Raw genomic sequence first — 26,222 nt, forward strand, 5'->3', positions numbered from 1 at the left:
CTACTCGGTCACGAACTCGACGCCGGTGAACTCGAACCGCGCACCGCCGGCCTCACTCTCGGTCACCCGTATCGACCAGTCGTGCGCTTCGGCGACCTGCTCGACGATGCTGAGCCCGAAGCCCGTCCCGTCGGCGCTCGTCGAGTACCCCGTCTCGAACACCTGGTCGCGCTCGGACTCGGGGATACCCTGGCCGTCGTCGGCGACGTAGAACCCGTCTGCCAGGTCGCCGACGGTCACCGTCAGCCCGGCGTCGGTCGCCGGCCCGTTCCCGTCGGTCGTCGCGTCCCGCGAACCGGTATCGGCGGCGGGCTCGTCGCTCGTGTCCCCGTGTTCCACCGCATTCCGGAACAGGTTCTCGAACAGCTGTCGGAGTCGCGCCCGGTCGGCCCGAATCGTCCGGTCCGTCTCGGCGACGAGGGACGTGCCGCGCGTGTCGACGCTCCCCCAGCAGTTCGACACGAGCGGCGCCAGCTCGACGTCCGTGACCTCGCTCAGCGTCTGCCCTTCGCGGGCGAGCGTCAGGAGGTCCTCGATGAGCGCCCCCATCCGGTCGTGTGCGCGTTCGACGCCGTCGAGGTACTCGCTGTCGCACTCCTCGGCGACCAGCTCGAGGTTCAGGCTCGCAACGTTCAGCGGGTTGCGCAGGTCGTGGCTGATGACGCTCGCGAACTCCTCCAGGCGCTCGTTCTGGCGCTGGAGTGCCTCCTGGCGCGACTGGAGATCGGCCCGCTGTTCCTGGGACTGGAGCGCCGTCTCCCCCGCCGTAGCCAGGATGCGTGCCAGGAACTCGTCGGTGTCGTCGAGCGCTCGCGGCACGGTCTCACCGACGGAGATGGTCCCGAACTCGCCCATCGGGAGCATCATGAGGCTCCGCAGGCCGGTCCCGCTGTCGGACACGTCGCCGAGGGCCTCGATGTCGTCGATGATGCGCACCGTCCCGGAGTCGAAGGTCTCCCAGTTGAGGCTCCCGCCGTCCGAGGTGAACACCGTTCGCTCCGGCAGCACCTCGGCGACCTGCTCCGTCTGGGCGACCGGCACCAGCCCGCCCTCGTCGGCGTCGTACAGCCGAACCACGGTGAGTGAGAAGCCGAGTATCTCCTCGGCGGCCTCGGCGATGCGCTCGGTTACCTCCCGCGTCGACTCCGCGCGAATCAGGTCGCGCGTCGCCTCGTGGAGCAGCCGGAGGCGGTTCTCCCGCGTCCGGAGCGTCTGCTCGCGGTCGACTCGGTCGAGCGTCGCCTCGAGATTGTTCGCGAGTATCTCCGCGAGGAGCTGGTCGGTGTCCGTGAACGCCCGGGGGGCCTTCGACGAGATGATGAACACTCCGTGGCCGCCGAGCGGGTGGATGGCGACGCTCTCGGCCGGGCTCTCCTCGGTCACCCGGTCGGAGTCCGAGAGGGAGTCGATTGAGACCGGGTCCCCGCTCCGGTAGACGTCCCAGACGAGCGCCGCCCGCGAACCGGGGGCACCGCCCCGCTCGAACCGGGGCAGGTCAGGGAAGACGTCCGGCAGGGACTCCGCCACGGCGACCGGCTCCAGTGCCGACCCGTCGTCGTTCAGGAGGTGGATGCCGCTCAACGGAGCGTCGATTATCTCGTCCGCGGCCGCGGCGGCGAGGCTGGTGCTCTCCTCGACCGTTGCCGTGTACATCAGCTCCTGGGTGCGCTCCCGCAGCTGCTCCAGCTTCTGTTCGCGTTCGACTCTGTCGGTGATATCCTGGGTCATCACGATGCCCGCGAAGACGGCCCCCCCGTCGTCCCGGACGGGGATGGTGTACACCCTGAACACCAGGTCGTCGTACTCCACCCGTCGCTGGCAGGTCTCGCCGTCGAGCGTCGCCTCGTACATCTCCCGCTTGATCGCGAGCGTCTCGCCCTCGAACACCTCGTCGAGCCGGTTGCCGACGTAAGTTTCCCGGTCGACGCCCGGACGCGAGAACAGGTCTCCGTCCGCGCTCAGGTAGCGGAGCTCCGTGTCGAACTCGAGGACGGCCCCGTTCGGCAGGTTCCCCGCGAGGGCGCGGTAGCGATGCTCGCTGCGCTCCAGCTGTCGTTCGCGCGCCCGCTGCTCGGAGATGTCGCGGCTGATTACGACGAACCGGTCGGCACCCTCCAGGTCGAGCCGTTTCACGTGGATCTCGACCGGGAACGTCGAGCCGTCGCGGCGCTCGTAGACGCCCTCGAATCGCCGGCTTTCCCCGACAGCCATCCCGTCCCAGGCGTCGGTCGCCTGGGCAGGCGTGGTTGTCCGGTCGAGCTCCCAGACCTTCATCCCGGTGAGCTCGTCGTGCTCGTAGCCGGTCGCCTCGCAGAGCTTCGCGTTCGGGTCGAGGATGGAGCCGGACGCGTCGTGGATGTTGATCATGTCGGGCGAGTCCTCGAACAGCACTTCGAGCCGGGCGGTCGTCTCCTCCAGGCGCTGCCGCCGTCGCTCCGCCTCGTCGGCCGACCGTCGAGCGGAGACGGCGTTCCCGATGCGGTTGGCGAGGATGGCGTACTGTTCGCTGCCGGTGCCCTTCTGGAGGTAGTCCGTCACGCCGGCCGAGATAGCCTCGCTGGCGACCTCCTCCGAGCCCTTCCCCGTGTAGAGGATGAACGGGAGCTCCCCGTGGCGCTCGCGGACCGCCGCGAGGAACTCGATGCCGGTCTGTCCGGGCATGTCGTAGTCGGAGACGACGCAGTCCACGTCGGTGTCGTCGAGCAGTGCCAGGCCGTCGGCTGCGCTCGTCGCCGTCCTGACGGTCATCCGTTCGTCCTCGTTTTCGAGGCACGTCGCGACGATCTCGGTGAACGCCGGGTCGTCGTCGACGTGGAGGACCTCGATGGTTTCGGAGGTGTCTGACATGTCGTCCTCTGGTTCCGTTGTGTGCCCTCAGAGCGGCTAGGCTAAAGTTTTACCCGCCGACTCGACTGCTCGGGCGGCGATGGCACCACCGCGCTCGCCAGCGTCGCCGGCCACGGCGGACGGGCTCACCCATCCCCACGAACCAAGTACATAATTGCCATACAGGGGTACGTTTCGCCCGGAGAATTTCACCCGGCACCACGGCTCTGTCGTGTGGTTCGGAGCCGAAACGAAGGGGTTCGAGTTGGGGTGCGTCTGCATGCCACTTTTCCACACAGTATCGGTCCCGTCGACTACAGAGCGAACTAACGGGTCGTTTCCCCCGGAGAAATTCCACGTCGATCCCGGCGCAGGCGGGCGCTTTCGACACGAAGCGGAGGGGTTCAGTCTACGATTATATCGTCGTCGTCGATGTCGACCGACGAGCCGTCGTCGGTCCCCATCTCGTGCTGATAGCGGTCGATCCAGTCGGCGAAACAGTCGGGGCAGAGCCGCTGTGCGTCGATCTGCGTGCGGTCGACCGCCAGCTGGACGGTCCGTGAGAGCGCGTCGCTGACTGGCTCGCCGCAGTCGTCACACGGGTCGTCGGTCATGGACGGACCGTCGCACTCGGCAGTTAAAGGCATTCAGGTCCTCACGTCGTGCGGAACGCACGGTCGCCCGCGTCGCCCAGGCCCGGGACGATGAAGCCGTTGTCGTCGAGGTGGTCGTCGATGGCGACGGTAAGCAGGTCTGCCTCGGGGAACTGCTCGCCGACGCGGATGAGGCCATCGGGTGCGCTGACCGCCGAGAGCACGATGAGGTGCTCCGGGTCCGGTGCCTGCTCCGTGACGTGGTCGAGCACCGCGTTCATCGTCGAACCCGTCGCGAGCATCGGGTCGGCGACGATGACGGTGTCCTCCTCCTTGATATCGGGGAGCTTCACGTAGTCGATGGTGATCGGGAACTCACCGTCCTCGTTGCGCCCCGCCTCCTCGTCGCGCGAGGCCGAGATGACGCCCTGTCTGGCGCGCGGGAACGCCTTCAACAGCCCCTCGACGAACGGCGTCGCGGCGCGGAGGACGTTGATGATGACCACGTCGTCCAGGCCCTTCACGCGCTCGCCCATCGTCTTTTCGAGCGGCGTCTGCACCTCGACGTACTGCGTCTCCATCCGGCCGTCGATGATCTCGTAGCCACAGATTCGGCCGAGCTTGACCAGACCCTTGCGGAACGCGACCTGTTCCGTCTCGACGCTGCGGAGCTTCGTGAGCGTGTCCGTCGCCAGTGCGTGCGTGACGAGGTACGCGTCGCCACGGTCTTCGATAGTCATACACCCAACAGTGCGGCCGCACCTGTAAAATCGTTCGATTCGCACCCTGGTACCTCGTGACTCCCTGGAAAGTTTATCACTGACGGGGGCATAGGCCGGTGCAAGCCGATGGAAGAGAGTATCTCCGGGTTCAAGATCCGCGGGACCTGGCCCGAGGTCGTCGAACACGGCGAACGCGTCACCAGGGCATTACGCGACCTCGATGTGAACGACGGCGAACAGGCAGACGCCTTCGCCGAGTGGAACGAGTGGCGGCCGAAGGTCACCGAAGACATCGACGAGGACGTCAGCCAGAAGACCGCCGAGCAGGCCAGCGTCGACGAGGGCGAGGGCGAGAAAGCGGGCAAGGACCCCAACGAGGACGTCCAGACCGCCGGCGAGAAGCTCTCGCAGTCCTACGAGAATCTTGAAGACGGCGACACCGACTCGGCCGTCGACAAGTGGAACGAGTCGATCGGGTACGTCGCCCGCGCCGCCGACTCGGCGGGTCGGAAGGCCCTCCGCAAGGTCGAGGACACCGTCTACCAGCGCGTGATGACCCAGCTCGCCCCGTACTACTTCGACAACGAGATCGTCAGCGCGAACCTCCAGCAGTCCGCCGGCGAGGACGACGAGTTCATCTTCGAGGTCAACATCAACGACGAGGAGATCAAAGAGCAGGTCGGCGACCGCCTCTACGAGTACGAGGACACCGTCGACCGCTGGCACGTCGACGTCGAGAAGGACACCACGCACGTCGAGGCCGCGGAGGGCGTCGAGCCGCCGCCGTCCGAGGACCGGTCGAAGCCCTCGACGAACTGACCGGCCCGACGCTTCTCCGGACGGTTTCCCCTGGCGAGCAGAGCGACCCGCGAGCGTGCGACGGGGTGCGCGGGTGCCAGCGGAGTACTGCCACAACAGCCACGGCGGCGGACACACGAACCAGCAGCGACGTCCGGGAGGCGACACCGTCTTAAACCACCCAGCCGAGGCTCAGAGCAATGGTAGGGACCGCGACGATCGCGACGTTCCTCGTCGCGGGACTGGCGAGTCTGTTCATGGCGTGGTCGATCGGCGCTGGCTCCTCGGGCTCGACGCCGTTCGCACCGGCGGTCGGCGCGAACGCCATCTCGGTGATGCGGGCGGGGTTCTTCGTCGGCATCCTGGGTTTCGCCGGAGCCGTCCTGCAGGGGCAGGGCGTCACCGAGGCCGTCGGGAAGGAGCTCATCGGCGGAGTGACGCTGTCGGCGGAGGCGGCGACCGTCGCGTTGCTCGTGGCGGCGGCACTCGTCGCCATCGGCATCTTTGCGGGCTACCCCATCGCCACCGCATTCACTGTCACGGGCGCGGTCGTCGGCGTCGGCCTGGCGATGGGCGGCACCCCCGAGGTCAGCAAGTACACCGAGATCGTGACGCTGTGGGTCCTGGTACCGTTCGTCGGCGGGGGGGTGGCCTACACCACGGCACGCGCCCTGCGTGGTGACGCGCTGGAGGAGGGCTGGCTGGTCCCCGCACTCGCGGGCGTCGTCGGCGCTATCCTCGCGAACGTCGAGTTCGTGCTGCTCGGGCCACCCGGCGAGAGCGCGTCGCTTGCGGGGGTGGTCGCCCCGTCGCTCCCGGGCACCCCGCTCGTCGCGACCGTCGTCGTCACATTCGCAGTCGCCATCGCCGTCGGGCTGGTGCTCGCGTTGGACGTGTCGCGCGACCAGGCGGCGGCACAGCGTCGGTTCCTGCTGGCCCTCGGCGGGCTCGTCGCGTTCTCCGCCGGGGGGAGCCAGGTCGGCCTCGCCGTCGGGCCGCTCGCGCCGCTGCTCTCCGATTTCGACGTCCCGCTCGTGGCGGTGCTCGTTGGCGGGGGCCTGGGCCTGCTCGTCGGGTCGTGGACGGGCGCACCACGGATGATCAAGGCCCTCTCGCAGGACTACTCCTCGCTCGGGCCGCGTCGCTCCATCGCCGCGCTCATCCCGAGCTTCGCCATCGCGCAGATCGCCATCTTCTTTGGCATCCCAGTCTCGTTCAACGAGATCATCGTCAGCGCCATCATCGGTAGCGGCTACGCGGCCGGCGGGAGCGGCGTGAGCCGTGAGAAGATGGTGAAGACGGTGCTCGCGTGGGTCGGCTCGCTCGCGCTCTCGTTCGCGGTCGCGTACGTCGGCTTCGTGGTCGTCGACACGCTGCTGCTGTGAGCGACGGCGGTGAACCGCGAGTCGACTACTCCGGCTGGACCTCGCCCGGCTCGGCGTCGACGTCGTCGCCGTCGTCCTCGTCGCTCGACAGGTCGCCGTCGTCGATGCGGGCGAGTCGGGCCCGCATGATGCGGGTGTTCTCGACCTGTTCGACGGTTATCTCGATGCCGTCGTAGGTGATCCGCTCTCCCTCCTCGACGAGGCGGCCCGCGCGGTTGAAGATGAAGCCGGCGATGGTCTCGAACTCCTCGCCCTCGGGGAGGTCGATTCCCATCGCCTCGTTGACGTCCTCGATGTTGAGCTCGCCCTTGACGACGAACGTGTCGTCGTCGACGGCCTCGATGGGTTCCTCCTCCTCGCCCTCCAGGATCTCGCCGACGATCTCTTCGATCATGTCCTCCATCGTGACGAGCCCCTCGGTGGTGCCGAACTCGTCGATGACGATGACCATGTGCATGCGGTTCTCGCGCATTTCGGCCATCAGGTCGTCGACGTTCTTCGACTCGGGTACGTGCAGCGTCGGCTGGATGAGGTCCTCGAGCTCGATGTCCTCGGGCTCCGTCTCGCCGTAGTTGTTGTCGCGGACGAGGTCGCGGATGTGGACGACGCCGATGACGTTGTCGAGGCTGCCCTCGTACACCGGGACGCGGGCGTGGCCGGAGTGGATGGCCGTCTCGATGGCCTCGTCGATGGCGGCGTCCTTCGGCACGCCGGTCATGTCCAGCCGTGGCGTCATCACCTCCTTGGCGATGGTGTTGTTGAACCGGAAGATACGCTGGAGCATCTCGCGCTCGTCCTCCTCGATGACGCCCTCGCGCTCGCCGGTCTCGATCATGTCCTGTATCTCGTCGCGGGTGACGTAGGAGGTCTCGATGGCGGAGCGACCACCCGTGACCTTGTTGACCAGCCGGGTGAGGTAGTCGAACAGGACGATGAGCGGCAACAGGAGGTACTCCGAGAACTTCAGCGGGCGGGCGATGCGGAGGGCCCACGACTCGGTGTTCTCGACGGCGTAGCTCTTCGGCGCGCTCTCCCCGAACAGCAGGACGAGCGCGGTGATCCCGAACGTCGAGGCGGCGACCGCCAGCGCCTGACTGTCGAGGTAGATACCGAGCAGTCCCGTCGCGATGGAGGTCATCGCGATGTTGACCAGGTTGTTCCCGACGAGGATGGTCACCAGCAGGCGGTGGGGGTCACGCTTGAGGCCGGCCAGCGTTCTCGCCCCGGGGTTCCCCTCCTCGACCAGCGCGTCGATGCGGTGTTTCGCCAGGGAGAACATGGCGATCTCCGAGGAGGAGAAGAAGGCCGACAGTCCGAGCAGGACGAGGATCGAGAAGGCGCCCAGGAGGCCGACGACGTCCCGCGAGAGTTCGATACCAAGCAGCGGCAGCTCGTACAGTGCGGGGAGCTCCACGGACACGAGACTAGGCAATGAACCCATTCGACAGTGAGCATTGGTGGGCCCCGGGATTAACTCTTTTCTTGTTTCCTGACCGGTTCACCGGGTTCGGGCCGGGTGACTGCCGCGAGCGAAGACCTTTCAGCGGCGACGTACCTACGTTGGTTCATGTCCGAGGCTCCACCCATCACACTCTACCGGCTCCAGGCGTGCCCGTTCTGCGAGCGCGTCGTCCGCGTGCTCGACGAGTACGACCTCGACTACCGCTCGCGGTTCGTCGAACCGCTGCACTCCCGGCGGAACGCCGTCAAGCGCGTCTCCGGCAAGCGAACCGTCCCTGCCATCGCGGACGAGAACACCGGTGTCACGATGACCGAGAGCGCGAACATCGTCGAGTACCTCCACGCGACCTACGGGGGTGAGGCCTGATGGAGCTCGAGTTCGACGTCGTCGACCTGCCGGAGGCGACCCACGTCGAGGTGGGCGAGACGGCTCCCGACTTCACCCGGCCGCTGGTGAACGACGAGTACTGGGAGGACGCCTCGCTCTCGGCACTGACCGACGACGGCCCGGTACTGCTCGTCGCGCATACGATGAACGGTGCGTTCCCGGCGACGTACACGTGGAACGAGGTCCGCGACCGCGACTGGGGCGAGCGCTTCGACGTACAGGTCGTCGGCATCTCCGTGTCGGACCCGTACGCCCACAAGCGGCTCATCGAGGAACGCGGCATCGACAACCCGCTGTTCTCCGACCCCGCCGCGGGGGTCGCCGCCGAGTACGGCATCGAGCACGACCTCGACGGGATGGCCGGCGTCACGGAGTTCCGGCCCGCGGTCTTCCTCGTCGACGCGGACCGGACGGTCCGGTACGCCTGGACCGCCCAGGAGTGGCCGGACTTCCCCGACTACGACGACGTCGAGGCCGCGCTCGAAGCGCTGTAGCGACCCGGTCGGTCGTGGTTCTGACACGCTTTTAGGCCTCCCCAGAGTAGCTCCTGCCATGACCGACGTGACCGACGCCGGCGAGGTCCTCCGCGAAGGCGGCCTCGTCGTCTATCCCACCGAGACGGTGTACGGACTCGGTGCCGATGCGCTCGACGCCGAGGCCGTCGAACGAGTGTTCGAGGCGAAAGAACGGGCCCGCGACAAGCCCGTCTCGCTCGGGGTGCCCGACGTCGAGGCCGCGACCGAGCACGTGCAGGCGACCGAGCGCGAGACGGAGTTCATGCACGAGTTCCTGCCCGGCCCGGTGACGGTGCTCTGCCAGCGCCGCGAGCACGTCCCCGACGTCCTGACCGCCGGCCGCGAACAGGTCGGCGTCCGCGTGCCGGACCACGCGACGGCGCTGGCGCTGTACCGGACCGCTGGGACGCCCGTCACGGCGACGAGCGCGAACCTGAGTGGACGACCCAGCGTCACCGACCCTGCAGACCTCGACGACACGTTCGTCGAGCAGGTCGACCACGTCGTCGACGACGGACCGACCGACGGCACCGAGAGCACCGTCGTCGACGTCGAGGCCGGCGAGATACACCGACGCGGAGCGCTCGCTGACCGCATCGAGGAGTGGCTCGACGGGTCGTGACGGCGACGGAGGTATCTCCGGTCGAGGCGACAACCGTCAAGTCGGCTGAACTCGTAGCTACCCTATGACCACTATCGACGACCCACGAATGGTCCAGCGTGACGCGTTCACTGTTGTCGGGCTCACGACGCGTGCGACCGACGAAGCCGACCTGGGCGCGCACTGGAGCGACTTCGAACGACGCCACGGCGCGTACACCGACCGCATCAACTCCGAGGAGGCCTTCGGCGTCCTGTTCGACTTCGACGCCGGGACCGGCTCGTTCACGTACCTCGCCGGGGTCGAGCCGTCGGACGAGACGGACACCCCCGCATCACTCGAGCACGTCGAGATTCCCGGCGGGACGTACGCCGTGTTCACCGCCCGACTCGACGAGATCGGGACGCTGATGGATCGCGTGTACGACGAGTGGTTCCCGTCGGTAGCGTACGAGCGCACCGACGGCCCCGCGTTCGAGTACTACGGACCCGACTTCGACCCCACCACCGCCGGGGAGACGCTCGACGTGTTCGTCCCCGTCTCGGAGTGACCGCCGGGCACCGGGCTACAGCCCCAGCAGCGAGCTGAGCGACCGGGTCTTCACGCCGCAGGTGTCGGCGTACTCGCAGGACTCGCATTTCGCGCTGTCTCGCAGTCGCGGGGGCGGGCCGTCGATCCCCTCGACCGTCCGCACCGCCCGCCGATAGGCGGCCGTCCGTCGTGCCGTGATGTCGACGGTACGGACGACGCCGTGGGCCGGATACTCGACGTACGCCCGCTCGACGGGGCTCTCGCGCTCCCACGCGAGCGCCTTCGCCGCCGCGACCGCCCACACCGAGTGTGGCTCCCAGACGCCGTTCTCGGGTGGCTTTCCGGGCGAGACGAGCGACGGCTCGGGCGGACCGGCGAGCACCTTCCCGGCGATGCCGCGACAGTCCCGGCCAGTCAGCAGTACGTCACGGTCGGCGGGTTCACAGAGCGCGTCGAACCGGGGGCAGCGCTCGGCGGTGCAGCGAAGCTGCTCGCGGTACACCGGTGGTGGCGGTGCGGCCAGCGTCGCGAGTTCGTCGTCGCAGTCGCCGTCGAGGACCTCGTCGTATCGGTGCGCGAGCTCCCGGACCGCCTCGACCTCGTCGGGGACCGTCCGGTCGGCGCGGCGGGCGTAGTAGAGCTTGCGCGGGCAGTAGGTCGCCTCTCGGAGGTCGCTGAACGCGAGCACGACCGCTCTGGCCTCGGCTTCCTACTTAAAATGAGACGTCGACCTCGGCGTCCTCCGTCGCGTCCTCGAGCCCGTCGTTCTGCACGTCGTCCGTGAGTCCACCCGTCAGGTCGCTGTCCGCGAGGATGCTGTCGAACTCGCCGCGATACCGGTCGTTCGCACCGCGGGACTCGTTCCGGGCGGCGAGCGCGTCGCGGTAGCGGCGCACCGTCGACGCGCTGACGCCGAGGTCGTCAGCCACCTCGGTCAGCGGGTCCTCGTCCTCGAGCCTGTCCCGCAAGACGCCGATGTCGAACGGCGCGTCGAGGTCGCTCTCGCGGAGCAGGTGCAGGTCCATCCGCGCCCGGAACACGGTGTGTCGGGAGATATCGAGCGTGCGCGCGAGCTCGGCGTCGGTCTCGTCGTCGTAGAAGCCACGCACCAGGGTGCACAGCTCCTCGTCGTCGAGGTCGGCCCGGAACGCGTACCGCTCTCGCATCCCGGCGACGACGTCGGACAGGCGCTGGCCGACATCACCCCTGTCCGCGAGCGACCCGCGCGACTCCTCCTGTGCCTCCGTGACCGTCTCACCCTCGGCCACGTCCATGAAGATATCGCGCAGTTCCTCCGTTTTTCTGTCCATCGTGGCGACACAATTACTCGGACGGACTATAAAAGACTGCGGTGAACTGGTTGGGGTCCGGACCGCCGCCGGTCGCACTCGGGCGGAATCGCAGGACGGCAGTCAGCCGGGGTAAACTGGAAACTGGTTCGAGATTCCCGCAAGACGCCGGCGGGATGCTTTCGGAGTGGTGTGGCAAGATTTAAGCCGTCGTCGTCCGGGTGATAGACTATGACAGTTCCGCCGTTACAGACCCCCGGACGGGAGACGTTCTGGCAGATCGGGCACGTCCAGGAGATACTGTTCTACTTCTTCGCTGCGATGGCGCTGTTGACGTTCGGCTGGGGCGTCTACCGGCGGTTCAAGCGGTACACGCGCGGCTCGGAGGACTGGTTCGACCGGACGGACGACATCGTGAGTCGCGTCGTCGAAGCGACGAAGATCGTCGCGACGAACGAGAAGCAGTTCAACCGCGACCTGTACGGGGGCCTGATGCACACGTTCATCATGTGGGGCTTCCTGACGCTGCTCATCGGGACCACCATCATCGGCATCGACATCGACCTCTGGCAGAAGGCACTCGGCAACGAGCCGTTCCTCCAGGGCGCGTTCTACCTCTCCTACTCCCTGGTGATGGACGCGATGGGGCTGCTGTTCGTCGTCGGCGTCGGCATGGCCATCTACCGGCGCTACTGGGTGCGCAACGAGCGCCTCTGGGGCAAGCACACCAGCACCGAGGACAGCCTGTTCGTCTGGACGCTGTTCCTGCTCGGCGTCGGCGGCTACGTCGTCGAGGGCATTCGTATCCTCGGCGACGGCGCGGGTAGCGCCTCGATGCCGGAGTACGAGATCGTCAGCTTCGTCGGCTGGTTCAGCGCGCGGTCGTTCCAGGCCGTCGGCGTCTCGCCGAGTCTCGCCGCCGACCTCTACCCCGCGATGTGGTGGAGCCACGCGCTGCTCGCGTTCGGCTTCATCGCGCTCATCCCGTTCGCGAAGCCGTTCCACATGATATCGAGCTTCGCGAACGTCGTCACCCGCGACGAGAAGGCTGGCAAGCGCCTCCCCTCGGTGCCGGCGGACCTCGACGCCGAGACGGGCGCGGCGAGCATCGACCACTTCTCGTGGAAGGAGATGCTCGACCAGGACGCCTGCACGAAGTGCGGCCGCTGTTCCTCGGTCTGTCCGGCGAAGGCCTCCGGGCGCAACCTCGACCCGCGTGACGTCATCCTCGACCTGAAGCAGTACCGGGAGAACTTAGAGGCCGGTGGCGACGAGAGGACCATCGTCGCCGACGGCGGCTCCTCGGTCATCCAGGCCGAGACGATGGAGTCCTGTATGTCCTGCATGGCCTGCATGGACGCCTGCCCGGTCGAGATCGAGCACCTCAAGAGCTTCACCCGGATGAACCGGGAGCTCACCGACGCCGGCGAGATCCAGCCGTCGATGCAGGAGGTGTTCCAGAACGTGATGCAGAAGGGCAACACGTTCGGCGACCCCAACCGGAAGCGCGGCGACTGGGCCGACGACGTCGACGTGGACGTGCCGGACGCTCGCGAGCAGGAGGTCGAATACCTCTGGTACGTCGGCGACTACCCGAGCTTCGACGACCGCAACAAGAAGGTCGCCCGCTCGCTGGCGACCATCCTCGACGCCGCCGACGTGAGCTTCGGCATCCTGTTCGACGACGAGAAGTACGACGGCAACGACATCCGCCGCGTCGGCGAGGAGTTCCTCTACATCGAGCTGGCGGGCCACCACGTCGAGTCCTTCGAGGACTGCGAGTTCGAGAAGATCGTCTGTACGGACCCGCACTCCTACAACACCATCAAGAACGAGTACCCCGAGGTCGACTTCGAGGACTTCGCCGACGACCCCGTGATGCCGTTCGACTACGAGGGCACCTGGAACGAGGACGGCGAGATCGACGTCTACCACTGGACGCAGGTCGTCGAGGAACTCGTCCCGCAGCTCGGACTCTCCGGCGACGAACTCGACTACACCGTCACCTACCACGACCCCTGCCACCTCGGCCGGTACAACGACGAGTACGAGGCCCCGCGCGAACTCGTGAAGGCGACGGGCTGTGAGCTCCACGAGATGCCGCGCAACCGGTCAGACTCGTTCTGTTGCGGTGGCGGCGGCGGTGGCCTCTGGATGGAGATGGAGGAGGAGGAGAAGCCCAGCGAGGAACGCCTCCGCGAGGCCCTGGAGGACACCGACGCCGGCCAGGCGGTCGAGAAGTTCGTCGTCGCCTGCCCGATGTGCATGACGATGTACGAGGACGGCCGGAAGACCGGCGGCTTCGAGGACGACATCGAGATCGTCGACGTGGCCGAGCTGGTCGTCGAGGCCCTCGGCGAGCACGAGACGGCCGGCCTGTAGCGCCCCCGGACGCAACGCCGTTCGCCCGCGCTCGAAGCGCTGGCGGAGTTTTTTGTGGATTCCGCGTCAATTCGGAGCGATGACAGCAGACGACCCCGACGAGGCGCGCGACGCCGCCGAAGCGTTCGCCCTGCTCGGCGACGCGAGCCGCCTCGAGATCCTCGACGCGCTCCACGAGGCGCAGGGGACACTGCTCGCGTTCGCCGAACTGCACCGTCGGGTCGACGTGCGCGACAGCGCGCAGTTCAACTACCACCTCAAGCAGCTCCGGCCTCGGTTCGTCGCGAAGGCGGACGACGGCTACGAGCTGACGGCGGCGGGGCGGCGGCTCGCCCGCGCGGTCACCGCCGGCACGTACACCGACGAACAGCGGCTCGAACCGTTCGACATCGAGGGCGAGTGCATCGACTGCGGGGCGACCGCCCTGTCGGCGGCCTACGAGGACGAGCGATTCACCGTCACCTGTGGCGACTGTGCCGCGACGGTCCTCGCGGTCCGGATGCCGCCGACGGTCGTCCGGGACCGCGACCCCGACGAGGTCGTCGACGCCTTCGACCGGTGGTCCCGGCTCGGCACCGAGCAGGCCGCCCAGGGACTCTGCGGGGACTGTGGCGGCGTCGTCGAGCCATCAGTTACCGAGGACGTTCACGAGTCCATCCGGTACGACGCGCTGGCGGTGTTCGACTGCACGGTCTGCGGTCGTCGGACGATGACCTCCTTCGGAGCGCTCGCGTCCCGGCACCCAGCCGTCGAGGCGTTCCACAGGGAGCGCGGCGTCTCGCTCCGCGAGCGGCCGTACTGGGAAGTGAGTCAGTACGTCACCGACGAGCACGTCGAGTACGTCTCGCGGGACCCGTGGCGTGTCCAGGTACGCTTCCACGCCGACGGCGACAGCTGTGTAGCCGAACTCGACGGCGACCTCGAGGTGGACCGGACCGAGGTCGTCGAAGGGCATCCGAGGACTGAACGGCTGAACCGATTGTTCTCGTGTCGACGAGCGGGGGCTCTCCGAGAGCACCCGCGTCACCACTGCACCCTGGCAACAGGTTACGTCCCATCCACTACATTTATTGTAACGCAACTACGCAACATCTGGTATAAGAAAAGATACGCAATATGACGGGGGCGACCCACCCGCGGACGAAGCACTGCTGACGAACGGCCACATCGAGCGGACCATCCTCCACTGCATCGTGGGAGCCGACCCGGACCGCTACGAGCCGACCCGTGTGAGCGCCGTGCTCGACCCGCTCGCGGCGGTCATCGAGCGCGGCGGCTACGGCAACGTCGGCATGCGCAACGAGTCGCCGACGGTCCGGAAGTCGTCGGTCCGACGGACGTTCACCCAGCTCGCGGAGAAGGGGCTCATCCAGCGCGTCGAGGCGCTCTCGGCCACCGAGCTGCGGGCCGACCGGTTCGACCTCGGCCCGCTGGCCGACGGTGGCGACCCGGACGACCCGCGAGCCTACGCGAAGGTGTCGGACGACGCCCGCGTCACGGACTGGATACTGACCGACGAGGGCCGGGCCAAGGTCGACCGTCTCGACGCGCGGTACGCGGCCGAACTGAACGAGCTCGCGGCAAGGTACGGGCGGGGACGCGGCGAGACGACCACGCGGGTCGAGGGCTGACGCGTCCCCCTGCGTCGGTGGTCACCTGCCGCGGACTGGGTCGAAGTAGCCCGGTACGTGCATACATCGACGGCTTCTTACCGCCGAATTACGCACGTCCGTGTATGTACATCGGACGATTCCTCGTGGTCGGCCCCGACGTGGGCGCGTACCGCGTCTCCTCGCGCTCGTTCCCGAATCGGACCATCTCGCGACGTGACGACGACACGCTGACCGTCGGCCCGACGGCGGACGCCCCGGAGACGGACAATCCCTACGTGGCGTACAACTGCGTCCGCGTGACCGACGCCGGCGCGGTGCTGGGCAACGGCTCGCACGTCGACCCCATCGCGGAGAAACTGGCGATGGGCTACCCGGCCCGCGACGCGCTCGCCACCGCGCTGCTCTCGCTCGACTACGAGAAGGACGACTACGACACGCCCCGCATCGCCGGCGTCGTCGGCGACGAGGCGGCACACGTCGGCATCGTGCGCCGGGACGCCCTCCTCGTCCGCGAGGTCACCGAGCCGACGCTCGTCGCGACGTACGAGAAGGACACCCCCGAGGCGTACGACTTCGACGCGGCAGACGCCGAAGACGCCGCCCGTGAGGTCCTCGACGCGCCGTTCGAGCACGCGGTCTGTGCTGCCGGCGTCGTCCGCGACGGCGACGGCTTTTCGCTCGCCAGTCTGGACGACTGAGCGTCGTCCCTCGGTACGCCACCGCCCATACCATCGCAGGATTGAACGGTCGTCAGCCACTGCTCTCGTGACATGCGCTTCGGCGTCATCTCCGACGTACACGCCAACGCGGTCGCGCTACGTGCCGTCCTCGCGGACATGCCCCCCGTCGACGGCCTGCTCTGTGCTGGCGACGTCGTCGGCTACGGTCCAGCTCCCGGCGAGTGCGTCGACACCCTCGCCGACCGTGACGTGGTGAGCGTCTCGGGCAACCACGACCGGGCGGTCGTCACCGACACCGCGTTCCGGTTCAACGACATGGCCCGCGCCGGCGTTGAGTACGCCCGGGAACAGCTCACCGACGGCCAGCTGACGTGGCTCGCCGACCTCCCGACCGAGCGTCGCGCCTGCGACGGCTACGTCAAGCTCGTCCACGGCCACCCCGACGACCCCGACCACTACACCCGGACCCACGAGTTCTCGTCGAACCTGCTCCGCGGCGAGGCGGTCCTCGTCATGGGCCACACGCACGTCCAGCACCACGAGACCTACGACGACGGCATCGTCATGAATCCAGGCAGCGTCGGCCAGCCGCGGGACAGCGACCCCCGCGCCGCCTACGCCGTCCTCGACATGGACGACGGAACCGTCGAGGAGCGACGGGTGGAGTACGACATCGAAGCGGTGCAGGAACAGGTGGCCGCGGCTGGACTGCCCGAACGCATCGGGACCCGGCTGGAAGACGGGCGGTAAGGTCACGTTTCTCGCCGGGGGAACCAACGTGGACCGGGACGAAATCGACGGTTGCCCAACACGCAGCCGGTAAATTGTCGGGTCGAACTCGAACAGAGTCTCGCTGCCAGCGTGGTGAACGCGGTCGAACGGAGTGCCGCCTCAGAGCGGTGCCAGCTCGGCCGAGAAGTGACGGATCTCCTTCATCGGCGGCTCGTCGACGACCTCGTAGCCGCCGATCTCCTCGCGGCGGTCCCAGACCGCAGTGACGGTGTCGACGACGTGCTCGATGTGCTCCTTGTGGTACATCCGGCGCGGGACGGCCATCCGGACGAGTTCGGGGCGGTCGCTGTCGGGGAACGCGAAGCTCCCGAGTTCGACGCAGCGGACGCCGCCTTCGCGGTACAGTTCGACGGCGAGCGCCTGGCCGGGGAACTCCTCCGCCGGAATTTGCGGGAGGAACTCGCCGGCGTCGAGGTAGACCGCGTGGCCGCCGACGGGCTCGAACACCGGAACGCCGTGCTCGGCGATGCGCTCGCCGAGGAAGCGGACCTGCTCGATGCGGTCCGCGATGTAGTCCTCCTCGACGGCCTCGCGCAGCCCGACCGCCATCGCCTCGATGTCCCGACCGGACATCCCGCCGTAGGTGGAGAAGCCCTCGTAGAGGATGCCCCGCTGCTTGGCGTGCTCGTACAGGTCCTCGTCGCGGCAGGCGACGAAGCCACCGATGTTGACGAGACCGTCCTTCTTGCCGGACATGACGGCAACGTCGGCGTAGGAGAGCTGTTCGCGGGCGACTCCAGCGACGGTCGCGTCGGCGAACTCGGACTCGCGGTTGCGGACGAAGTAGGCGTTCTCCGCGAACCGGCAGGCGTCGAGGACGAACGTGGCGTCGATCTCGTCGCAGAACTCGCGGACTGCGCGGGTGTTCTCGATGGAGACCGGCTGGCCGGCGGCGGAGTTGTTCGTGATGGTCAGGATGACCGCCGGCACGTTCTCGGCCCCGACCTCGTCGACGACGCGCCGGCCTTCGTCGACGGAGAAGTTGCCCTTGAAGTCGCCCTCGCTGTCGAACTCGCTCGCCTCGGGGACGGGGCAGTCCACGGCCTCAGCGCCCTGGTTCGCGACGTGCGCTCTGGTCGTGTCGAAGTGCGTGTTGTTCAGCACCACGTCGCCCTCCTCCAGGATGGTGCCGTAGAGCACGTTCTCCGCGCCGCGGCCCTGGTGGGCGGGGACGACGTGGTCGAAGCCCATGACGTCCGCGACGGCGTCCTCGAGCTTCCGGAAGCTCGAACTCCCGGCGTAGGCCTCGTCGCCCCGGATCATCGCGGCCCACTGCTCGGCCGACATGGTCCCCGTCCCGGAGTCTGTGAGCAGGTCGACGAACACGTCGTCGGCGTCGAGGTTGAACAGGTTGTAGCCCGCGTCCTCGAGGTTGGCCGCTCGCTCCTCGCGTGCCGGCAGGTGGATCGGCTCCACCATCTTCGACTTGTAGTGTGTCATAGACACCTAGAGGGGCGAGAGCGTGAAAGTCCTAGTTGGCGCTGTCTGCGAATCGAACGACAGAACGCCGGGTGAGTGTACTGATACGGGCACCGGAAGACAGATGTATGCGCTCGCCGGTCACCGACGGCGTGTTCCGCTGGACCAGCGACGCGTCGCTGCCGCTCCTCGAGGGCCGCCGAAACGAGCCCGTGGCTCGCTTCACTCCTCGTCAACTTCCATCGCCGCGAGTGCAGCGATGCAGGCGAGACAGCAGCCGACGACAGGGAGGAGCCAGGCGAGGTCCAGCGGAGCGCCGGCCAGAACACTGCCGACCTCGTAGGCGACCGACGCGCTGGCGATGGCGAGGAGAGCGAGGACCAGGGTGAAGCGCTCGGTACCGCGACGGAACGGGCCGAGCTGCTCGGTCTCGTTCATGGCAACTTATTGCCACTAAAGGGTCAAAAGTGTTCCGTGGACGACCGGCCACGAGCGGTGGTACGGACCGCGGGTCAGTACAGCTCCTGTAAGATTTCGAGCGTCTCCTCGCGGTCGTCCCAGGCGACAACGACGGCGACGCTGGTCGCGGAGGTGATGAGTTCGTGGATGTTGATACCCGCCTCGGCTATCGGCGAGACGATGTTGTTGATGACGCCGGGCTCGTTCGGGAGCTCGCCGCCGGTGATACGCACGACTGCGAGGTCGTCCTCGACGGTGACGGAGGAGAGCATCTCGTCGTCGATGACCTCCCGATGCAGGATGTTCTCGGCCCGCTCGGACTCGTGCTCGTCGACGTAGAACGTCACGGTGTCCATGCCGCTGGCGACGGCGTCGACGTTGATGCCCGACTCGGCGAGCGACGACGCGAGCTGGTGGAAGACGCCGGACTGGTTGCGGATGGCCCGCCCCGCAACGGTGACACAGGCCAGCGGTTTCTCGCGGAGGTCGACCAGGTGTCTGAACTCGCCCGTGATGCTCGTCCCCCCCGAGAGCAGGTCGCCGTGCTGGTAGTGGACGACGCGGACCGCCAGCTCGTCGTCCTTGTACGAGAGCGCCGACGGTGCGACGACCTCCGCCCCGCGGAACGAGAGGTTCCGGAGCTCGTCGACCGAGATCTGGCCGACGTTTCTCGCGCCTTCGACGACATGCGGGTCACCGGTCATGACGCCCTCGACGTCGGTGACGATGACGACCTCGTCCGCGTCCAGGTACTTGCCGAGCATCACCGCGGTGGTGTCGCTGCCGCCCCGCCCGAGCGTCGCGATGGAGCCGTCCGGTGTCTCCGCCAGGAAGCCCGTCATGACCGGGACGACGCCGTCGAGCTGTTCGGCCAGCTCTGCCGCGCGCTTCGTCGTCTCCTCGACGTCGACTTCCCCGTGCTCGTCCGTGATGACCGGCCACTCGGGGTGGCCGGGTTCGAGGAACAGCGCGTCGATACCCCGGGCAGTCAGTGCCGCCTTCAGCATCCGGACGGACGTGCGCTCGCCCATGCTGACGATCTCCGCCCGGTCGGCGTCGTCGGCCTCGAACGTGATGTCGTCGAGGAGTTCGTCCGTCGTGTTTCCCATCGCACTTGCGACCACGGCTATCTCGTGCCCCTCGCGTACCGCGCTGGCGACCGAGTCCGCGGCCCGGTTGATGCGGTCGCCGCTGCCGAGGCTCGTACCCCCGAACTTGGCGACTACGCGCATCCTACCACCGGGTCGCTGCTGCACTCGCTCGTCGCGCCGATACTGGCGTCACTCATACCCCCTCGTAACCGTGTCGGGGCCATAACTATGTCCCCCACTGGAAATACCTGCCGGGCTTCGGGGTCCGTGGCACGGTCGCCGTGACGGCGTACGCAACCGTCTGCAGCCGTCTCGCGGGCTGGATTTATACGCACGGAGAGACAATAGACGCCTGATGCACGTGCGTGAGGCGGTCGAAGCCGACGCCGACGCGATGGCCGCCATCGCAGACGGACCGGTCGACGTGATGCGCAATCTCGTCCACGACCGGACGGTCCGCGTCGCCGAGGCCGAGGACGCACGGACCAACGACCCGAACGCGGACGTCGAGGAGCCCGAGACGCCGGAGCTCCTCGGGTTCGTCAGCTTCGACGCTGCCACCGACGTCGTCTACGTCACGCAACTGGACGGCACGCCCGACGCCTGCGAGCGACTCCTCGCCGAACCGCTCCGCTTCGCCCGGAACGAGTCGATGGACGTCGAACTGCTCGTCACCGACCCCGGCGAACCTGCCGGCGTCGCCGCCGAACGCGTCGGGTTCGAACAGGCCGGCCACGGTCCGCGGTTCGACCGCCAGCAGACGGTTCGGTACCGCTACGCGACGAGCGACTGAGTGAGTCGGCGGCGGCCGGCGCTGGGTCCGTTCAGGAGAACTTTCTGACCGTCACGTCGAGCGTGTCGAGGTCGACGACCGGCGCGTACCCGGCGTCCGGCTGGATGTTGACCGACTTCTGGAAGTCGGTCTGACGCTGCCAGCAGCCGGAGTTGATGGCGAGCACGTTGTGGTACTTCCCGAAGCCGAGCTTGTGGACGTGGCCCGTGTGGAAGATGTCGGGCACGTCCTCGATGACGAGGTAGTCCTTCTCCTCGGGTGCGAGGCGGGTGTGCCCGCCGTACTGTGGTGCGACGTGGCGCTTCTTCAGCAGCTGGTACATCGCCTTGTGTGGCTCCTCGTAGCTCGCGGTGTGCTCGGGGGTCTCCGCGATGACCTCGTCCAGCGAGACCCCGTGGTACATCAGCACCGAGACCCCCTCCAGGGTGACGGTGGACGGGTTGCTCACGATCCGGGGGTCATGGGCCGACATGATGTTCCGCAGTTCCTCGTCGAATCCCGGTTGAGGTTCGGCGAGGCGTACCGCGTCGTGGTTGCCCGGAATCATCGTCACGTCGATGTCGCCGGGGATCTGCTTGAGCTTCTCGTTGAACGTCTCGTACTGGTCGTAGATGTCGACCACGTCGAGCTCCTCGTCCTGGTTCGGGTAGACGCCGACGCCCTCGACCATGTCGCCCGCGATGAGCAGGTACTCGATTGCCTCGGCCTCCTCGGTGTAGAGCCAGTCCGCGAAGGCGTCCCACTCCTCGTGCATGAACTCCTGACTGCCGACGTGGACGTCGGAGATGAGCGCCGCCTGCACGTGCCGGTCGGCGTAGCTCGGCTCGTGGGTCCGGGGCACGTCGGGGAAGTACATCGAGTCCACGAAGACGATGCCGGCGTCGTCCGCCAGCGTGCCCTCGATGGCGATGACCTCGTCGTACAGCAGCTCGTCGACGAGTTCTGCGATGTTCCGGTCCTTCATCACCAGACAGGGGAACGTCCCCTTCGTGTCCTCGAGCTCGACGAGCCAGTGGCCCGACGCTGTCGAGCGGATGTCGTTGACCATGCCGACGAGGGCAACCTCGCTGCCACCGGCCATCGACTCGATGGCGTCGGTCGGCCGGTGGTTCACCCGTCCCCGGAGCTTCGAGGCGAGCTTGTCGTAGCGGTCGCGGAACACCGAGACGAAGTCGCTGTACTCGCCGGTGCCGGTGCTGCGGCCGGTCATGTCGTTCTCGACGCCCACGGAGCGCTGGTCCGTCGAGCGGTCGGCGCTCCGTTCTCTGGGGGCGAGTTCGTCGGCGGCGGACTCCGCCGGGGTGTCGGCCGCTGCGCCGGTCACCGCGCCTGTCGTTCCAGCGTCGCCCTGGGCCCCGTCGAGCACGTCCTCGTCACCGTTTTCAGACCCCCCCGTTTCAACTGGAGAACTCCCGTTCGAATCCGAGGCACTCGACCGGGTCTGTGAACGGCCATCTCCAGTCGAAACGGGGGGGTGTTCGTCCGCCGTCGTCGCCGTCCCGTCCCGCGGTTCCTCGCCACCGACGGAGCGTTCTCCACGTGGTGCAGTGGCGTCCTGGACCGCACGCACGTCCTCGGCGGTCACCTTCAGCGCGTCAGCGCCCGTCGCGTCGACGACAGCTGCGAGCGTCGCGTCCGGGTCCTCTGCGCTCGCGATGAGCGTCACCGCCTCTCGCTCGGCGTTGTAGCCACGGCTCGCGAGTTCGCCGACGATGCATGCGGTCGCCTCCTGTGGCACATCACTCCACAGCACTCGGCCTGCCAAAAGCGTGCCGGAACTGACGACCGGGGGAACGCCAGAACCGACCGACTGCAGCGGGAGTCACCACGCTCTCGGCATCAGAAAGTTGATTGGTGGGGGCATCTAACCGACGCGCAGATGACCGGACCCGGCACGGACGACGAGTCGGACGACCCGCCCGAAGAGCGGGAGACTCCGCGACACGACACCGACCGTGCCGAGCCCGGAGCCGACAGGGACGACCGTGCGGCCTCGGCCGACGACACGCACGAGAGTGACGACCCGACGACCGGTCGCGACGGCGGAACCGACCCCCACGGTTCGAGTCGAGATGCCGTGGACCGCTCGGCATCGACGGACCCCAGCGAGTCCGAGACGGACGCTACGGGTCCAGTCGAAGCCACGCCCGGCAGGCGAGACGACGGCGCGGCAGACGACGAGACGCAGAGGCCGTATCCGGAGCGTTCGGACGGGACTACTGCGACCCCGGACGGGCCTGCACCGGAACCAGACGGGGCCGCACCAGAACCTGACGGCCCACCCATCCCCGGCGACGACGACGGACGCGAGACGTTCGACGGCCCTATCGACTGGTTCTTCCACACCAACGATTCGTTCGTCGTGACGGTGCGGGACATCGGCAGCAGCCTCCTCACCGTCGCGGTGCTGGGTCTCGTGCTCTTTGCGGTCAGCGGTATCTGGCCGCCGCTCGTCGCCGTCGAGAGCGGGAGCATGGAGCCGCACATGCACAAGAACGACCTCGTGTTCATCGTCGAGGAGGGACGGTTCGCCGGGGACAGCGCCCAGCCCGGCACCGGCGTCGTGACCCACCGTGCCGCACAGCAGAACGACGGCTACTGGAGCTTCGGGAACTACGGGAACGTCATCGTCTACCAGCCCAACGACGATCCTCGACGGGTGCCGATCATCCATCGCGCTCGCTTCTGGGTCGAGGAAGGCGAGAACTGGGTCGACAGCGAGGCAGAAGGCGGGACCGGAAAGGCCAATCCCCAGTATCTCAGCCGAGCCGAATCGGCAGATAGGGAGTTCGACTGCGACGAGATAACGGCCTGCCGACCCAGCCACAGCGGCTTCGTCACCAAGGGCGACGCGAACGACGTGTACGATCAGGTCGGCGGTCAGAGCAACGTCGTCAGACCCGACTGGGTCCGCGGGAAGGCGAAGGTCCGCATCCCGCTGCTGGGCTGGATCCGCCTTCAGTTCGCACAGCTGGCGACCACGTTCGGCGGGGTCGCCCCAACCTCGCTCGCAGTGCTTCGACTGCAACTCGGGGCCGTGTTCGCCGGCGTCGGGACAGTCGTGGCACGGCGACGCGGCGTGCTGTAAGCTATCGGATGTCGTTTCGACAGTCGGCCCACGTTTCACGTCGAGTAGGCATCGCAGTCGAGTTCTGGAGAACGAGTGAATCGCGATCAGTTGGGTCGCAGCGAGACAGCTTGCTCAGTTGTTGAATCGGGCCTGCACGAACGGCTGGACCTCCTCGATGTCGCCGAGCCTGGAGTCGCTGAGGAGGACGGCTTCGGTCTCCTCGATGGGAACGGAGAGGCTGATCTCCTTCGTCCGCCCGTAACGACCCTTCGAGACGACGACCGCGTTGACGATGCCGAGCATGTCGAGCTCGGAGATGAGGTCGGTGACGCGACGCTGGGTGAGCACGTCGGCGTCGATCTCCTCGCAGAGGCGCTTGTAGATGTTGAACACCTCGCCCGTGTTGATGTTGTGGACGCCGTTCTTCTCGAGCAGGATGATGGCGAAGAGGACGAGCTTGCTCTGTGTCGGGAGCGTACGGACGACCTCGACGACGCGGTCGAGCTCGATTTTGTCCTGGGCCTGGCGGACGTGGTCCTCGTCGACGACCTCGGACTGCGAGCGCTCCGCGAGCTCGCCGGCCGTCCGGAGCAGGTCGAGCGCGCGTCGGGCGTCGCCGTGCTCCTGGGCGGCAAAGGCTGCACACAGCGGGATGACGTCCTCGGTGAGCGCCCCGGGCTCGAACGCCACGTCGGAGCGGTGCTGGAGGATGTCCCGGAGCTGGTTCGCGTCGTACGGCGGGAAGACTATCTCCTCCTCGCCGAGGCTGGACTTGACGCGTGGGTCGAGGAAGTCAGTGAACTTCAGGTCGTTCGAGATACCCATGATGCTCACGCGGGAGTTCTCCAGCTCGGAGTTCATCCGCGAGAGGTTGTACAGGGTGTCGTCACCCGACTTCTCGACGAGCTTGTCGATCTCGTCGAGCATGATGACGACGACGCGCTCCTCGTAGTCGACGGCGTCGAAGAAGACGCTGTAGACGCGGTCCGTCGGCCAGCCGGTCATCGGGACGTCCTCGAACTCCTCGGCGTCGGCCTCGAGCTCGTCGATCCGCTCGGCGACGTCCCCGCGCGAGTCGAACTCGGTATCGGCGAGGGGCCGGGTTTCGTCTCCGTCGTCGATGCTGTCGAGCAGTTCCTCGAGTTCGGCGACGCGGTCCTCGATGTACGCCTCGTTCTCGTCGATGAACTTGTTCGCGAGCTGGGCGAGCACGCGATACTGCGTGTCCGTCACCTCGCAGTTGATGTACTCGACCGAACAGGGCACCTCGTACTTCTTCGAAGTGCTCTCCAGCTCGTTCGAGACGAACTTCGCGCTCGCGGTCTTCCCGGTCCCCGTCTTTCCGTAGATGAGGATGTTCGACGGGGTCTCGCCACGCAGCGCTGCGACCAGGATGGTCGCCATCTTGTTGATCTGTTCTTTCCGGTGCGGCAGTTCGTGCGGTGTGTAGGACGGCCGCAGGACTTCCTTGTTCTCGAAGATGGGTTCTCCGCTCAGGAGGTCGTCGAACAGTCCCTGTGATGCCCCCTCGTCGTCCGATTCGTCGAGTACGACATCGTCGAGGTCGACGTCGAAGTCCCGTGAGTTCTCCGCAGGCGTCCGCTCCGTGCCTTCGGATACGTCCGTATCCGCGTTGTCGTTGTCTGTCATCCCTTTGGTTCACCCCCTCGTTTCGATTGGAACTCGAAACGAGGTCCCGTGAAAGCGGACGTGTACCGGTCGTACGTCGGATATGAGACGAACGGATCGTCGATACGCCGTCCAGTTGATGCAAACGAACCAGATGAACAGGAGGGTAATAATAGTTGCCCTTCAGTAATAGCAGTTAGTAGTGCTACACCCCGGGATTGAGTGCGAGACGACCGTTCTCTGGTGTTCTCGTCGTATCTCGAACGGGAGAGCTCTTCCCGAGGCTGCGAATAGGGCCGTTTCATCTCGATGGCCGAGCCCGTGGCGTACTCGGCCGAGCGTGGTGCTAGAGAACGTGACACGGGATAGCATGTTGAAGAAAGTCATTCGTCCCACGTCCGCGAGCGACTACCTCGGCAAGGTCGCGACGGCCCGTACCAGATGCGATAGATCTGTACTCGGAATGCCGACCGCAACCTGGTTCGTCGAGTGTACCCACCCGCTGGGGACCCCCGATGACGGATCGGGAGGAAGGCTGGCCACGGAGTTGGAAGCCGGGATAGAGCTCGCGTGCAGCGGCCAGTCGAGGGGAAACAGGGGGTGCAACGACTCGTAGTGGCTGGCCAAACTCCTCGACAGCGACGGGGTTGTTCGACTGGGGTTTCCGTTCGACCTGAACGAGAGGGGGGGTTGGTGGCTGAGGGCCGACGACGACCGGCGGCCGATCGGGAGTTCCGGAGCCTGAGCTGTGGACCGAGCCGAGGGCTGTGTCGTAAGCTAGCACGGAAGGAAAACCCCCCCACCCCTTCGTTTCGGGTGGAACAACGTTGGGGCGGGGTGGGGGTGGTGGGGTCGTCTAGCGAAGACAATCTTTAATACACTACTCTTGAAACAGTATCCGCAAACTAGAGAAAAACCAATTTCTACTAGTTACTAGCTATATTGTACACTAGACGTTCGTCCATTCCTATCCGTCTCCTAGAACGAAACCGCCGGTTCGTCCACCACCCCACGCACCCTCGTCACCTGTTCCACCCGAAACGAAGGGGTGGGGGGCCTCGAGCGGGAATGGCACGCGACAACGTGGGTCATCCTTCTGGACACGAGAACCGATAGTTCGTGTAGAGTCGGACTGCAGCGAACGGCCGGTCGGAGCTCGACACCCGAGCCGGAGTGTCGTTGTAC

At 67.0% G+C, this 26,222-nt stretch carries 24 protein-coding genes; 13 read left to right on the forward strand and 11 right to left on the reverse strand.

What is annotated here, in order from left to right:
- The 3 genes from NO978_RS09765 to upp all read right to left on the reverse strand — a co-directional run bounded on the left by NO978_RS09765 (position 1) and on the right by upp (position 4,159).
- Positions 1-2,847, reverse strand: coding sequence for a PAS domain S-box protein (locus NO978_RS09765; RefSeq protein WP_257299402.1), 2,847 nt, complete (start codon positions 2,845-2,847; stop codon positions 1-3).
- Positions 2,848-3,230: 383 nt separating this feature from the next.
- Positions 3,231-3,440 carry a hypothetical protein gene (locus NO978_RS09770; RefSeq protein ID WP_257299403.1) on the reverse strand — a complete coding sequence of 70 codons (210 nt, stop codon included), beginning with the start codon at positions 3,438-3,440 and terminating at the stop codon, positions 3,231-3,233.
- A gap of 41 nt (positions 3,441-3,481) precedes the next feature.
- Positions 3,482-4,159, reverse strand: a complete 678-nt coding sequence (gene upp / locus NO978_RS09775; RefSeq protein WP_257299404.1) for a uracil phosphoribosyltransferase — start codon at positions 4,157-4,159, stop codon at positions 3,482-3,484.
- A 108-nt stretch (positions 4,160-4,267) separates the two neighbouring features.
- Here upp and NO978_RS09780 point away from each other — a divergent pair, with 108 nt between their 5' ends.
- Entirely contained in the window at positions 4,268-4,960 is a 693-nt protein-coding gene (locus NO978_RS09780) for a DUF5828 family protein (protein ID WP_257299405.1), read from the forward strand.
- A 179-nt stretch (positions 4,961-5,139) separates the two neighbouring features.
- Positions 5,140-6,324 (forward strand): inorganic phosphate transporter, encoded by a 1,185-nt coding sequence (locus NO978_RS09785; RefSeq protein WP_257299406.1) that lies wholly within the window; start codon positions 5,140-5,142, stop codon positions 6,322-6,324.
- A 25-nt stretch (positions 6,325-6,349) separates the two neighbouring features.
- Here NO978_RS09785 and NO978_RS09790 read toward each other — a convergent pair whose 3' ends face one another.
- On the reverse strand, positions 6,350-7,765 hold the full coding sequence (locus NO978_RS09790) for a hemolysin family protein (RefSeq protein ID WP_257299407.1): 1,416 nt from the start codon (positions 7,763-7,765) through the stop codon (positions 6,350-6,352).
- Between the two features lie 126 nt (positions 7,766-7,891).
- Here NO978_RS09790 and NO978_RS09795 point away from each other — a divergent pair, with 126 nt between their 5' ends.
- The 4 genes from NO978_RS09795 to NO978_RS09810 all read left to right on the forward strand — a co-directional run bounded on the left by NO978_RS09795 (position 7,892) and on the right by NO978_RS09810 (position 9,839).
- On the forward strand, positions 7,892-8,152 hold the full coding sequence (locus NO978_RS09795) for a glutathione S-transferase N-terminal domain-containing protein (RefSeq protein ID WP_257299408.1): 261 nt from the start codon (positions 7,892-7,894) through the stop codon (positions 8,150-8,152).
- Positions 8,152-8,667, forward strand: a complete 516-nt coding sequence (locus NO978_RS09800; protein ID WP_257299409.1) for a redoxin domain-containing protein — start codon at positions 8,152-8,154, stop codon at positions 8,665-8,667. The genes NO978_RS09795 and NO978_RS09800 overlap by 1 nt, the downstream gene beginning before the upstream one ends.
- 58 nt (positions 8,668-8,725) lie before the next feature.
- Positions 8,726-9,310, forward strand: a complete 585-nt coding sequence (locus tag NO978_RS09805; RefSeq protein ID WP_257299410.1) for an L-threonylcarbamoyladenylate synthase — start codon at positions 8,726-8,728, stop codon at positions 9,308-9,310.
- Positions 9,311-9,374: 64 nt separating this feature from the next.
- The gene (locus tag NO978_RS09810; protein ID WP_257299411.1) at positions 9,375-9,839 is read left to right on the forward strand and encodes a GyrI-like domain-containing protein; all 465 of its coding nucleotides are present in this window, start codon (positions 9,375-9,377) and stop codon (positions 9,837-9,839) included.
- Between the two features lie 15 nt (positions 9,840-9,854).
- Here the strand turns inward: NO978_RS09810 and NO978_RS09815 are convergent, their stop codons facing one another.
- Positions 9,855-10,508 carry a hypothetical protein gene (locus NO978_RS09815; RefSeq protein WP_257299412.1) on the reverse strand — a complete coding sequence of 218 codons (654 nt, stop codon included), beginning with the start codon at positions 10,506-10,508 and terminating at the stop codon, positions 9,855-9,857.
- Between the two features lie 25 nt (positions 10,509-10,533).
- A complete protein-coding gene (locus NO978_RS09820; RefSeq protein WP_257299413.1) occupies positions 10,534-11,130 on the reverse strand; it encodes a conditioned medium-induced protein 4 in 597 nt (198 codons plus the stop codon).
- A gap of 210 nt (positions 11,131-11,340) precedes the next feature.
- Between NO978_RS09820 and NO978_RS09825 the strand changes: the two genes are divergently transcribed.
- The 5 genes from NO978_RS09825 (at position 11,341) to NO978_RS09845 (ending at position 16,534) form a co-directional block, all read left to right on the forward strand.
- On the forward strand, positions 11,341-13,491 hold the full coding sequence (locus NO978_RS09825; RefSeq protein ID WP_257299414.1) for a heterodisulfide reductase-related iron-sulfur binding cluster: 2,151 nt from the start codon (positions 11,341-11,343) through the stop codon (positions 13,489-13,491).
- Between the two features lie 79 nt (positions 13,492-13,570).
- On the forward strand, positions 13,571-14,611 hold the full coding sequence (locus tag NO978_RS09830) for a helix-turn-helix domain-containing protein (protein WP_257299415.1): 1,041 nt from the start codon (positions 13,571-13,573) through the stop codon (positions 14,609-14,611).
- A gap of 73 nt (positions 14,612-14,684) precedes the next feature.
- On the forward strand, positions 14,685-15,122 hold the full coding sequence (locus NO978_RS09835) for a hypothetical protein (protein WP_257299416.1): 438 nt from the start codon (positions 14,685-14,687) through the stop codon (positions 15,120-15,122).
- 104 nt (positions 15,123-15,226) lie between these two features.
- Positions 15,227-15,802, forward strand: a complete 576-nt coding sequence (locus tag NO978_RS09840) for an IMP cyclohydrolase (protein WP_257299417.1) — start codon at positions 15,227-15,229, stop codon at positions 15,800-15,802.
- A 72-nt stretch (positions 15,803-15,874) separates the two neighbouring features.
- The gene (locus tag NO978_RS09845; RefSeq protein WP_257299418.1) at positions 15,875-16,534 is read left to right on the forward strand and encodes a metallophosphoesterase; all 660 of its coding nucleotides are present in this window, start codon (positions 15,875-15,877) and stop codon (positions 16,532-16,534) included.
- A gap of 141 nt (positions 16,535-16,675) precedes the next feature.
- Here NO978_RS09845 and NO978_RS09850 read toward each other — a convergent pair whose 3' ends face one another.
- The 3 genes from NO978_RS09850 to NO978_RS09860 all read right to left on the reverse strand — a co-directional run bounded on the left by NO978_RS09850 (position 16,676) and on the right by NO978_RS09860 (position 19,686).
- Positions 16,676-18,016 (reverse strand): tryptophanase, encoded by a 1,341-nt coding sequence (locus NO978_RS09850; protein WP_257299419.1) that lies wholly within the window; start codon positions 18,014-18,016, stop codon positions 16,676-16,678.
- Between the two features lie 201 nt (positions 18,017-18,217).
- Positions 18,218-18,433, reverse strand: coding sequence for a hypothetical protein (locus NO978_RS09855; protein WP_257299420.1), 216 nt, complete (start codon positions 18,431-18,433; stop codon positions 18,218-18,220).
- Between the two features lie 74 nt (positions 18,434-18,507).
- Positions 18,508-19,686, reverse strand: coding sequence for an aspartate kinase (locus NO978_RS09860; RefSeq protein WP_257299421.1), 1,179 nt, complete (start codon positions 19,684-19,686; stop codon positions 18,508-18,510).
- A gap of 214 nt (positions 19,687-19,900) precedes the next feature.
- Here NO978_RS09860 and NO978_RS09865 point away from each other — a divergent pair, with 214 nt between their 5' ends.
- Positions 19,901-20,338 (forward strand): hypothetical protein, encoded by a 438-nt coding sequence (locus tag NO978_RS09865; RefSeq protein ID WP_257299422.1) that lies wholly within the window; start codon positions 19,901-19,903, stop codon positions 20,336-20,338.
- Between the two features lie 31 nt (positions 20,339-20,369).
- On the opposite strand, the gene NO978_RS09870 is transcribed toward NO978_RS09865, so the two are convergent.
- Positions 20,370-22,076, reverse strand: coding sequence for a DNA-directed DNA polymerase II small subunit (locus NO978_RS09870; RefSeq protein WP_257299423.1), 1,707 nt, complete (start codon positions 22,074-22,076; stop codon positions 20,370-20,372).
- A 141-nt stretch (positions 22,077-22,217) separates the two neighbouring features.
- On the opposite strand from NO978_RS09870, the gene NO978_RS09875 reads away from it, so the two are divergent.
- The gene (locus NO978_RS09875) at positions 22,218-23,426 is read left to right on the forward strand and encodes a S26 family signal peptidase (protein WP_257299424.1); all 1,209 of its coding nucleotides are present in this window, start codon (positions 22,218-22,220) and stop codon (positions 23,424-23,426) included.
- Between the two features lie 114 nt (positions 23,427-23,540).
- On the opposite strand, the gene NO978_RS09880 is transcribed toward NO978_RS09875, so the two are convergent.
- On the reverse strand, positions 23,541-25,058 hold the full coding sequence (locus tag NO978_RS09880; RefSeq protein WP_257299425.1) for a Cdc6/Cdc18 family protein: 1,518 nt from the start codon (positions 25,056-25,058) through the stop codon (positions 23,541-23,543).
- Between the last annotated feature and the right edge of the window lie 1,164 nt (positions 25,059-26,222).

Origin of the sequence: Haloarchaeobius sp. FL176, from assembly GCF_024609245.1 — an archaeon.
Taxonomy (GTDB): Archaea; Halobacteriota; Halobacteria; order Halobacteriales; family Natrialbaceae; genus Haloarchaeobius.